General features: G+C 68.6%; 13 protein-coding genes. 5 read left to right on the top strand and 8 right to left on the bottom strand.

Features of this window, described 5'->3' with window-relative positions; translation table 11 throughout:
• Nucleotides 1–30 precede the first annotated feature (30 nt).
• On the bottom strand, nucleotides 31–1,017 hold the full coding sequence (locus tag ACIY1X_RS03895) for an NADPH:quinone oxidoreductase family protein (RefSeq protein ID WP_399678134.1): 987 nt from the start codon (nucleotides 1,015–1,017) through the stop codon (nucleotides 31–33).
• Nucleotides 1,018–1,134: 117 nt separating this feature from the next.
• On the opposite strand from ACIY1X_RS03895, the gene surE reads away from it, so the two are divergent.
• Genes surE through rlmD form a run of 4 tightly spaced genes read left to right on the top strand, consistent with a single transcriptional unit; the run spans nucleotide 1,135 to nucleotide 5,124 of the window.
• Nucleotides 1,135–1,896, top strand: a complete 762-nt coding sequence (gene surE / locus ACIY1X_RS03890; RefSeq protein WP_399678132.1) for a 5'/3'-nucleotidase SurE — start codon at nucleotides 1,135–1,137, stop codon at nucleotides 1,894–1,896.
• A 6-nt stretch (nucleotides 1,897–1,902) separates the two neighbouring features.
• On the top strand, nucleotides 1,903–2,691 hold the full coding sequence (locus tag ACIY1X_RS03885; RefSeq protein ID WP_399678131.1) for a protein-L-isoaspartate(D-aspartate) O-methyltransferase: 789 nt from the start codon (nucleotides 1,903–1,905) through the stop codon (nucleotides 2,689–2,691).
• 10 nt (nucleotides 2,692–2,701) lie between these two features.
• A complete protein-coding gene (locus ACIY1X_RS03880; RefSeq protein WP_399678129.1) occupies nucleotides 2,702–3,619 on the top strand; it encodes a peptidoglycan DD-metalloendopeptidase family protein in 918 nt (305 codons plus the stop codon).
• A gap of 50 nt (nucleotides 3,620–3,669) precedes the next feature.
• Nucleotides 3,670–5,124 carry a 23S rRNA (uracil(1939)-C(5))-methyltransferase RlmD gene (rlmD, locus tag ACIY1X_RS03875; RefSeq protein WP_399678127.1) on the top strand — a complete coding sequence of 485 codons (1,455 nt, stop codon included), beginning with the start codon at nucleotides 3,670–3,672 and terminating at the stop codon, nucleotides 5,122–5,124.
• Between the two features lie 78 nt (nucleotides 5,125–5,202).
• On the opposite strand, the gene ACIY1X_RS03870 is transcribed toward rlmD, so the two are convergent.
• Nucleotides 5,203–5,904, bottom strand: a complete 702-nt coding sequence (locus ACIY1X_RS03870) for a Bax inhibitor-1/YccA family protein (protein ID WP_038209420.1) — start codon at nucleotides 5,902–5,904, stop codon at nucleotides 5,203–5,205.
• Nucleotides 5,905–6,061: 157 nt separating this feature from the next.
• On the opposite strand from ACIY1X_RS03870, the gene ACIY1X_RS03865 reads away from it, so the two are divergent.
• On the top strand, nucleotides 6,062–6,469 hold the full coding sequence (locus tag ACIY1X_RS03865; protein WP_399678125.1) for a heme-binding protein: 408 nt from the start codon (nucleotides 6,062–6,064) through the stop codon (nucleotides 6,467–6,469).
• Nucleotides 6,470–6,648: 179 nt separating this feature from the next.
• On the opposite strand, the gene hemP is transcribed toward ACIY1X_RS03865, so the two are convergent.
• The 6 genes from hemP to ACIY1X_RS03835 form a co-directional block, all read right to left on the bottom strand.
• Entirely contained in the window at nucleotides 6,649–6,861 is a 213-nt protein-coding gene (gene hemP, locus ACIY1X_RS03860) for a hemin uptake protein HemP (RefSeq protein ID WP_399678123.1), read from the bottom strand.
• 122 nt (nucleotides 6,862–6,983) lie between these two features.
• Nucleotides 6,984–7,397 (bottom strand): biopolymer transporter ExbD, encoded by a 414-nt coding sequence (locus ACIY1X_RS03855; RefSeq protein ID WP_038209428.1) that lies wholly within the window; start codon nucleotides 7,395–7,397, stop codon nucleotides 6,984–6,986.
• A gap of 86 nt (nucleotides 7,398–7,483) precedes the next feature.
• The gene (locus ACIY1X_RS03850) at nucleotides 7,484–8,197 is read right to left on the bottom strand and encodes a MotA/TolQ/ExbB proton channel family protein (protein ID WP_038209431.1); all 714 of its coding nucleotides are present in this window, start codon (nucleotides 8,195–8,197) and stop codon (nucleotides 7,484–7,486) included.
• A gap of 30 nt (nucleotides 8,198–8,227) precedes the next feature.
• Nucleotides 8,228–8,980, bottom strand: coding sequence for an energy transducer TonB (locus ACIY1X_RS03845; protein ID WP_399678121.1), 753 nt, complete (start codon nucleotides 8,978–8,980; stop codon nucleotides 8,228–8,230).
• A 46-nt stretch (nucleotides 8,981–9,026) separates the two neighbouring features.
• Nucleotides 9,027–9,299, bottom strand: coding sequence for a bacterioferritin-associated ferredoxin (locus ACIY1X_RS03840; RefSeq protein ID WP_038209515.1), 273 nt, complete (start codon nucleotides 9,297–9,299; stop codon nucleotides 9,027–9,029).
• 121 nt (nucleotides 9,300–9,420) lie between these two features.
• Nucleotides 9,421–9,474: a hypothetical protein gene (locus ACIY1X_RS03835; RefSeq protein WP_399678174.1), complete on the bottom strand. Its 54-nt coding sequence runs from the start codon at nucleotides 9,472–9,474 to the stop codon at nucleotides 9,421–9,423.

Raw genomic sequence — 9,474 nt, 5'->3', positions numbered from 1 at the left:
GCGGGCTTTGTTCATTGGAGCGGGGCCGGCTCAATTGACCAGCACCAGCTTTCCCATCACGCCGCGCGAGCCCATGCGCGCATAGGCCGCCTTCAGTTCGGACATGGGCATGGCGCGATCGATCACGGGCTTGATCCTGCCTTCGACATACCACTTCGCCAATTCGCCCATCATGCGGGTATTGGCCTCGGGTTCGCGGCGGGCGAAGTCGCCCCAGAATACGCCGACCAGCGATGCGCCCTTGAGCAGCGTGAGATTCAGGGGCAGCGCCGGAATCGGCCCCGACGCAAAGCCGACCACCAGATAGCGGCCGCGCCATGCAATGGAACGGAAGGCCGGCTCGGCGAAATCGCCGCCCACCGGGTCATAGATCACGTCAGGGCCCTTGCCCCCGGTGGCTTCCTTGATCGCGTCGCGGAAGCCGCCGGGCAGCGGATGGGTGCTGTAGTTGATGGTGGCGTCGGCGCCCAGCGAGCGGCACAGGGCACATTTCTCGTCGGTGGAGGCGGCCGCGATGACGCGGGCGCCGGCCGCTTTGGCGATCTGGATGGCAGCCGTGCCCACGCCGCCAGCGGCGCCGAGCACCAGCACCGTCTCGCCGGCGCGCAGCTGGGCGCGGTCCATCAGCGCATGCCAGGAGGTGGCGTAGATCATGGTGAACGCCGCCGCGTCCACGTCCGTGAAGGCGTCGGGCAGCGGCATGCACAGCGCCGCGGGCGCCAGCGTGTGCGTGCCGAAGCCGCCAGTGCCGGAAAGGCATGCGACGCGCTGGCCCGGCTTCAGGTGCTTCACGCCATCGCCCACTGCCTGCACCACGCCGGCGTATTCCGAGCCCGGCACGAAGGGCAGCTCGGGCTTCATCTGGTACTTGTTCTGCACGATCAGCAGGTCGGGGAAGTTCAGGCTGGCCGCTTTGATCTCCACCAGCACCTGGCCCGGCCCGGGTTGGGGGGTGGGCAGTTCCTTCCATGTCAGCGCATCGACGCCGACCGGGTTTTCGCAAAGCCATGCATGCATGCGATTCGTCTCCTTCGGGTAGCGGGGCATGATACGGGTCGGCTGCGGCGCGTTCTTGTCGCTGGTGCGACCGGCGCGGGCAAAGGCGGCCGCCTCCTAGAATCGCAGCCTGACGACATGAAGATCCTCATTTCCAACGACGACGGCTACCAGGCCCCCGGCATCGTCGCGCTGCACCAGGCGCTGGCCGAGGTGGCCGACGTCGAAGTCATCGCGCCCGAGCACAACAACAGCGCCAAGTCCAATGCGCTGACGCTGGCGGCGCCGCTGTACGTGCACCAGGCGCACAACGGCTTTCGCTATGTCACCGGCACGCCGGCCGACTGCGTGCACATCGCACTCAAAGGCCTGCTCGAGCACCGCCCCGACCTGGTCGTCTCCGGCATCAACAACGGCGCCAACATGGGCGACGACACCATCTACTCCGGCACGGTGGGCGCGGCGATGGAGGCGTACCTGTTCGGCATCCCGGCCATCGCGATCTCGCAGATCGAGAAGGGCTGGGCGCACATCGACGCGGCGGCGCAGGTCGCGCAGCGGCTGGTGCAGCGCATCGAGCGCGAACGCATGCTGGAGGGGCCGGCCTGGCTGCTGAACGTGAACGTGCCCAACCTGCCCGCCGACCAGCTCAAGCCCCTGAAGGTGTGCCGGCTGGGCCGCCGTCACGCGGCCGAGAAAGTCATCACGCAGCAGAGCCCGCGCGGCGAGACCATGTACTGGATCGCCGGTGCCGGCGCGGCCAAAGACAGCAGCGAAGGCACGGACTTCCACGCCACCGCGGCCGGCCATGTCTCGCTCACCCCGCTGCAGATCGACTTGACCGACCACGCGCAGCTCGGCGACTGGCGCGATGCGGTGGGCCGGCTCGCTGCCGACTGACAGCGGATGACCCGGCCCCGGCCCACCTTCCCCGTCAGGCTGACGCCGGCATCGCCGGCGCCGGTGCCCGCGCGGCCCGTCGCCGCGAAGCCGCCCGTGCCGGCGCGGCCGGCCGTCGTCAGCGCCACGCCGGCCATGGCCTCCGAGGCGGTGCGGGCGCGCATGGTCCAGAAGCTGGCGGCCCAGGGCATCGCCGATGCGCGGGTGCTGCGGGCCATGGGGGCGGTCGAACGCCACCGCTTCGTCGACAGTGCGCTGGTCAATCAGGCCTACGAGGACACCAGCCTGCCGATCGGGCTGGGCCAGACGATCTCCAAGCCCAACGTCGTGGCGCGCATGATCGAGCTGCTGCTCGGCGCACCCGCCCTGGCGGGCCAGCCCCAGGGGCGGCTGGGCCGGGTGCTGGAGATCGGCACCGGCTGCGGCTACCAGGCCGCGGTGCTGAGCCACGTGGCCGGCGAGGTCTACAGCATCGAACGGCTGCGCGGCCTGCACGAGCGTGCGCGGGCGAATCTGCGGCCGTTCCGGCTGGCGACGGTCCACCTGTTGCTGGGCGACGGACGGCTGGGCTATGCCAAGGGAGCGCCGTACGCCGCGATCATCGCCGCGGCCGGCGGCGAGGACGTGCCGGCCGAATGGATCGAGCAACTGGCCGTCGGCGGCCGCATCGTTGCTCCCACGGCTTCTCCAAATGGTGGCCAAACACTTGTCATCATTGATAAAAATGTCCGCGGTATCCAAAGGAGGATGCTTGAGGCAGTGCACTTCGTCCCCCTAAAATCCGGGATTGCTTGAAGGAATGGACATGCAGGGTTTCGGTGGCCGACGCTGGCTGACGTGGTCTTCTCTCGGTGTGGTGGCGCTGCTGCTGGCCGGTTGCGGCGGCACGCCGCGCGGGCCGGCGCCCGTCGAGGATCGCGGGATGGGCGGCGCTGCGCCGTCGGTGTCCGCTGCATCCGGGCTTCCCACCACCGACGCCAACGGCAAGCCTTTGCCGGGCATCGAGAACCTGGGCAAGCCCGGCTACTACGCCGTGCGGCCCGGCGACACGATCCGTCGCATCGCCACGGAGACCGGCCAGCGCTGGCAGGACCTGGCGCGCTGGAACAACCTCGACAACCCGGACCTGATCGAGGTCGGCCAGGTGCTTCGCGTGGTGCCGCCGGCCAGCGGGGCTTCCACGGCGGTCGCGGCCGCTGCGCCTTCCGCCACCTCGCCGGCCACCTCGGCAGCACCGGCCACTCCGGGCGCCACGCCCCCCGCGTCGCCGGCACCGACGCTGCCGGCCACCACGACCACGGCCAAGCCCATCACGCCGGCGTCCGTGGCGCCTGCGGCCGCGGCGGCGGGCGACGAGGACGTGGGCTGGATCTGGCCCGCGCAGGGCCAGCTCATCGCCGGCTTCGACGAGGTGAAGAACAAGGGGCTGGACATCAGCGGCAAGGCCGGCGATGCGGTGCTGGCCGCTGCCGACGGGCGCGTGGTGTATGCCGGCGCCGGCTTGCGCGGCTACGGCAACCTGATCATCCTCAAGCACAACAACACCTACCTGACGGCCTACGCCCACAACCAGACACTGCTGGTCAAGGAGGACCAGAACGTCCAGAAGGGCCAGAAGATCGCCGAGATGGGCAGCAGCGACGCCGACCGGGTGAAGCTGCACTTCGAGATCCGCCGGCAGGGCAAGCCAGTCGATCCTTCGCGCTATCTGCCGAGCCGCTAGTTCGTCCGCATCGCTGCTGATGCCCACGCTCATCCGACGACAATCGCCGGATGACGGACGAGATCCAGCAGAACAACAAGGCGCCAGGCCGCCCCGATGAAGAAGCCTGGCTGACGGTCGAATCGCTCGATCTGGAAGGGCAGGGCGTGGCCCATCGGGCCGACGGCAAGGTGGTCTTCGTGGACGGCGCGCTGCCCTTCGAGGAGGTGCGCGTGCAGGTGCAGCGCCGCAAGAACAACTGGGAGCAGGGCGTGCTCACGGACCTGCGGCGCGAGTCCTCGCAGCGCGTGCGCCCGCGCTGCCCGCATTTCGGCCTGCACGCGGGCGCCTGCGGTGGCTGCAAGATGCAGCACCTGGACGCGGCCGCGCAGGTGGCCGTCAAGCAGCGCGCCCTCGAAGACGCCCTCTGGCACCTGGGCAAGGTGAAGGTGCAGACCCTGCTGCGGCCGCTGGAAGGGCCGGCCTGGCACTATCGCTACCGCGCGCGCCTGTCGGTGCGCTACGTGCAGCGCAAGGGCACCACGCTGATCGGCTTTCACGAGCGCAAGAGCCGCTACGTGGCGGACATGGGCGTGTGCCCGGTGCTGCCGGCGCCGGTCAGCGCCATGCTGCTGCCGCTGCGGCGGCTGATGGATTCGCTGGAGGCGCGCGAGAGCTGCCCGCAGATCGAGCTGGCCTGCGGCGACGCGCCGGGGCAGGCGGCGCTGGGCGTGATCGCGCTGGTGCTGCGGCACCTGCAGCCCCTGTCCGATGCCGACCGGCAGCGGCTGCGCGACTTCGCCGCGGCGCACGAGGGCGTGCAGTGGTGGCTGCAGCCCAAGGGGCCGGACACCGTGCACCTGCTGGACGCCGAGCCCGATGTGCCGCTGGGCTACGAGCTGCCCGAGTTCGGCATCCGCATGCCCTTCCGGCCCACCGACTTCACGCAGGTCAACCCGCACATCAACCGCGTGCTGGTGTCGCGCGCGCTGCGGCTTCTGGACGTGCAGCCGCACGAGCGGGTGATCGACTGGTTCTGCGGCCTGGGCAACTTCACCCTGCCGCTGGCCACGCGCGCCGCGCAGGTGCTGGGCATCGAGGGCAGCGAGGCGCTGGTCGCGCGTGCCCGCGAGAACTTCGCGCTGAACGGGCCGGCGGCGCCCGCCGGCCGGACGCTGGCGGCGACGCGCTTCGTCGCGCGCAACCTGTTCGAGATGACGCCCGAGATGCTGGTGGCCGACGGCGCCGCGGACCGCTGGCTGGTCGACCCGCCGCGCGAAGGCGCCTTCGCGCTGGCCAAGGCGCTGGCGGACCTGCACCAGCAGGGCCTGCCCGAAGGCGCCACCGGCTGGCGTGCGCCTTCGCGCATCGTCTACGTGAGCTGCAACCCGGCCACCCTGGCGCGCGACGCCGGCCTGCTGGTGCACCAGGCGGGCTACCGCTGCACCCACGCCGGCGTGGTCAACATGTTCCCGCACACGGCACACGTCGAGTCCATCGCGGTGTTCGATCGCGCCGGGGATTGAAGCGATCACATGCGGCGAAGCCGCACAAAAGGAAAAGGGGGCCGCCAGGCCCCCTTGTTGTTCCAGCGAAGCGCTCAGTTAGTCCCGTTCGCCGCCGAAGATGCCCAGCAGCGCCAGCAGGCTCTGGAACACGTTGAACAGGTCCAGGTACAGCGCCAGCGTGGCCGAGATGTAGTTGGTCTCGCCGCCGTCGATGATCTGCTTCAGGTCGTACAGCATGTAGGCCGAGAAGATGCCGATAGCGGCCACCGAGATGGCCATCATGCCCGCCGTCGAGCCGACGAAGACGTTGATGATGGCGCCGACGAACAGCACCAGCACGCCGACGAACAGGAACTTGCCCATGCCCGACAGGTCGCGCTTGATCACCGTGGCCAGCGAGGCCATGACGAAGAACACGCCGGCGGTGCCGCCGAAGGCCGTCATCACCAGTTCGGAGCCGTTCTTGAAGCCCAGCACCATGGCGATGAGGCGCGAGAGCATCAGGCCCATGAAGAAGGTGAAGGCCAGCAGCACCGGCACGCCGGCGGCGGAGTTGCGGGTCTTCTGGATGGCGAACATGAAGCCGAAGGCGCCGCCCAGGAAGACGACGAGGCCCAGCCCGCCGGTCAGCGAGCGGGTGATGCCGGTGGCCACGCCCAGCCAGGCGCCCAGCACGGTGGGGATCAGGCTCAGCGCGAGCAGCCAGTAGGTGTTGCGCAGGACGCGCTGGCGTTCGGCCTGGGGCAGCGTCTGGCCGTACGCCACAGGGGTGTCGAAGGTGGTGACGCGGTCGTTCATGTCGAGGGCTCCTGGAGGTGGATGGGTCGCCGCAAGGCAGTTGGGGGCGATTCTAGGTTTGCAAGAGGCCGGGCTCCCGAAAACCGCAGGCCGAGCAGCCTTACTCGGCGGAAGGAATTGGGCGCTATCCTCGCTCCTTTTGCCGACGGAAAAGCACATGAAGACCAAGCACTACCTCGAACTCGACGACGTGAAGCGCATCGCCGCTGCGGCCGAGGCCGAGGCGCTCAAGAACAATTGGGCGGTGACCATCGCCATCGCCGACGACGCCGGCCACCTGCTGTGGCTGCAGCGCCTGGACGGCGCCGCGGCCCTGTCCGCGCACATCGCGCCGGCCAAGGCACGCGTCGCCGCGCTGGGGCGCCGCGAGAGCAAGGGCTACGAGGACATCATCAACGGCGGCCGCACCGCCTTCCTGACGGCGCCGCTGGCCGAAGGCATGCTCGAAGGCGGGGCGCCGGTCGTCAAGGACGGGCAGGTCATCGGAGCCGTCGGCGTGAGCGGCGTTAAGTCGAACGAGGACGCCCAGGTGGCCAAGGCCGGTATCGCTGCGCTCGGCCTCTGAGTCGCAAATCGCCCCCAAAGAAAAAGCCGGCCCTGGGGGCCGGCTTTTTTGTGAGTGTTTCGCGTGGAAAAAAAGGGCTTGGCTGGGGAAAACCGTGGCTAGCCAAAAACGACCCTTGGAGATGGTCTCCTTGAGTCGCCCCACGATGAAACTTGCACGGGGCGCTGCAGGCGCGTTGTCTATTTGGTCAGGATGAGTTTGCCGAGCTTGGTGGCCTGCAGGCGGTAGAGCGAACCGTTGTGCATGATGCCGACGATCTTCTGGCCCTTGAGCAGTTCGGTGCTCTCCAGCAGGTGCGAAGGCCGGGTCACCGGCGCCGCCTGACCGCTGCTGCCGGCATGGTCGAGGGAAGGGTGGCTCAGGACGTTGAAGGCGGTCGGAGTGGCTTGCATGGCGCGATCCAGTGGTTCAATCAGATTGCGATGAAGTAATGATAATGATTCGCAATAAGAAGTCAATCGTCGGGATCAACTTTTTTTGAGGTGCCTGCGGATGTTGCAGGCTCGCCCGCTGGCTACTCGGTCTTGGGTTCGGTGATGAAGCCGATCTTGCGCACGCCGGCGCGCTGGGCGGCGGCCATCGCGGTGGCCACGCGCTCGTAGCGCACTTCCTTGTCGCCGCGGATGTGCAGCTCGGGCTGCGGATCCTTGGTCGCTTCGGCGGCCAGCCGGCTCTCCAGTGTGACGTCGTCGATCTTTTCCTGGTTCCACCAGTAGGCGCCGTCGGCGGCCACGCTCAGCGAGATGGTCTCGGGCTTGGTCTCCTCGCGCTCGTTGGTGGCGCGGGGCAGGTCGATGTTGACCGCGTGCTTCATCACCGGCACGGTGATGATGAAGATGATGAGCAGCACCAGCATGACGTCGACCAGCGGCGTCATGTTGATCTCGTTCATCACGTCATCGGGTTCGTCTTGCGTTCCGAAGGCCATTCATGCCTCCCGACGAGCCGCCTCGAGGGAGGCATGCGCCCCCTCGGGGGGCAGCGAGCGAATGCGAGTTTGGGGGCACATGTGCTTCAGCCCTTCTTGAGCGCCACGACGGTGGATTCGCTGCCGGTGGCGACGCGCGCGCCGGTGACGAAGTAGGCGTGCAGGTCGTGCGCGAAGCTGTTCATCTTGGTCAGCACGAACTTGTTGCCGCGCACCAGCGCGTTGTAGCCGAGCACGGCGGGGATGGCGACGGCCAGGCCCAGCGCCGTCATGATCAGCGCTTCGCCGATCGGGCCGGCCACCTTGTCGATGGTGGCCTGGCCGGCCGATCCGATGCTCATCAGCGCGTGATAGATGCCCCAGACGGTGCCGAACAGGCCGATGAAAGGCGCCGTGGAGCCCACCGACGCCAGGATCGCCAGGCCGGTCTGCAGCCGCGCCGTGAACTCGTCGATGGCGTTGCGCAGGGCGCGGGTGATCCAGTCGCTCACGTCCAGGGCGTCGTGCAGGTGCGCCTTGGTGTTGCGATGATGGGCCGCGGCCTCACGGCCTTCGAGCGCCAGCACGCGGAAGGGGTTGGTGTCGTTCTTGCCCAGCTTGTTCAGGGCGGTGGCGAAATCCTCGCTGTGCCAGAAGTCGCCCGAGCGGCGCGCCATGCGCTTGTAGCGCACGATGTCCAGCGCCTTGACGAGGATGACGATCCAGGAGGCGAGCGACATGCCGACCAGCAGCACGGCGGTTGCCTTGGTGACGAGATCGCCCTGCGACCACACGTGCATCAAGCCGAATTGGGAATCCATCGAAATACTCCAGCGAAAAGGGGGAAGAAATCAGTTCAGGACGAAGGCCAGCGGCGCGTTGAACGCGTATTCCTTGGCGCGTGCGGCGCCCGCGGGCAGATTGATCGAGATGCGCGAGCGCAGGGCGGCCTCGCGTCCTGCGGCGTCGATGCGCTCGTAGCCGCTGGACTTCACGACCGTGGCGCGCTTCGCGACGCCTTCCGAGTCGAAGATGATCCGCACGACCACGGTGCCGGACTCGCCCATGCGCCGGCTCATCGCGGGGAAGACCAGCGGCGGCTTGACCAGCCACTGCGCCTGCGTGCCGGTGAGTTCGACCTGGGCGGGCGGCGCCGGCGGTGCAGGGGGCGGGGGCGCCGGCGGTGCGGGCGGCGGCGGCTCCGGTGCCGGCGGCGGGGGATCCACCACGCCGACGGGCGCGTTGGGCGGCGGCGGCATGGGCTTGGGCTCGCGCACGGCCACCGGCCGCGGCGGCGGCTTCTTCACGACCTCCTTCTTGGGCGGAGGCGGTGGCGGCGGGGGAGGCGGCGGCGGTGCCGGACGGGGCGGCTCGACGATCTGGGCCAGGATCTCCACCGGGATCACCACTTCCGCGGCCTTGCGCAGCAGGCCGCTTTGCAGCGCCCACAGCGCGGCGGCGTGGAAGAGGATGACGCCGCCAGCGATGGCAGCGGTGCGGGAGATCCCCAGCGGCGAGGTGGGGGGCGAGGAGAAGCGGCTAGACACGTTCCACAGCAGTTCGGCCGGCAGCGCATGGTGCGCCCGGCGCAGACTGCAAGACAAGAGATCTATTTACGAAAAATCCACCAGACTGAGCCTGCCACGAAGATCAGGCTGCCGGCGAGAGCCGCGACGAGTTCCATGTGCTGCTTTGCGTGAGGGGGCTGGCAAGCTGGACCGCGCGGGGCTCGAAGTCGCAGCTCACGGCGGCGACAGGGTGCGAGGCGCTGCATTGCGCCACCACGTCGCGGGCGCAGCTTTCGCAGCGGCCGCACTGGGTGGCGACGCCGAGTTCGAACTGAACCTCGTCGAAAGTCATGCCCGCACGCGCATGCCGTGCGATCTCTCGGTCGGATACTCGGCGGCAGACGCAGACGATCATGGCGGGCAGCACAGGCTGGCTGGTTGGGATGCGACGATTATAAATAAGAATCCGTCGCATTTGCAATGTCTATCGCATGGCCGGATGCATTTGGCCGCCCCTCAGACTTTTTCAGGCCGCCTCAGACCTCGGCCCACATGCGCAGGAGGTTGTGGTAGCTGGCCGTCAGGGCCAG

Source organism: Xenophilus sp., from assembly GCF_044462705.1.
Lineage (GTDB): Bacteria > Pseudomonadota > Gammaproteobacteria > Burkholderiales > Burkholderiaceae_C > Xenophilus > Xenophilus azovorans.
The sequence above is the reverse complement of the archived record's forward strand: the minus strand, read 5'-3'. Positions and strand labels throughout refer to the sequence as shown.

Bases quoted from the DNA above. Each gene is read 5' to 3' on its own strand.
- ACIY1X_RS03865 (WP_399678125.1), top strand. From the start codon at position 6,062: ATGAAGACCAAGCACTACCTCGAACTCGACGACGTGAAGCGCATCGCC.
- rlmD (WP_399678127.1), top strand. From the start codon at position 3,670: ATGACGGACGAGATCCAGCAGAACAACAAGGCGCCAGGCCGCCCCGAT.
- ACIY1X_RS03885 (WP_399678131.1), top strand. From the start codon at position 1,903: ATGACCCGGCCCCGGCCCACCTTCCCCGTCAGGCTGACGCCGGCATCG.
- ACIY1X_RS03895 (WP_399678134.1), bottom strand. From the start codon at position 1,017: ATGCATGCATGGCTTTGCGAAAACCCGGTCGGCGTCGATGCGCTGACA.
- ACIY1X_RS03850 (WP_038209431.1), bottom strand. From the start codon at position 8,197: ATGGATTCCCAATTCGGCTTGATGCACGTGTGGTCGCAGGGCGATCTC.
- ACIY1X_RS03880 (WP_399678129.1), top strand. From the start codon at position 2,702: ATGCAGGGTTTCGGTGGCCGACGCTGGCTGACGTGGTCTTCTCTCGGT.
- ACIY1X_RS03870 (WP_038209420.1), bottom strand. From the start codon at position 5,904: ATGAACGACCGCGTCACCACCTTCGACACCCCTGTGGCGTACGGCCAG.
- surE (WP_399678132.1), top strand. From the start codon at position 1,135: ATGAAGATCCTCATTTCCAACGACGACGGCTACCAGGCCCCCGGCATC.
- hemP (WP_399678123.1), bottom strand. From the start codon at position 6,861: ATGCAAGCCACTCCGACCGCCTTCAACGTCCTGAGCCACCCTTCCCTC.
- ACIY1X_RS03855 (WP_038209428.1), bottom strand. From the start codon at position 7,397: ATGGCCTTCGGAACGCAAGACGAACCCGATGACGTGATGAACGAGATC.
- ACIY1X_RS03840 (WP_038209515.1), bottom strand. From the start codon at position 9,299: ATGATCGTCTGCGTCTGCCGCCGAGTATCCGACCGAGAGATCGCACGG.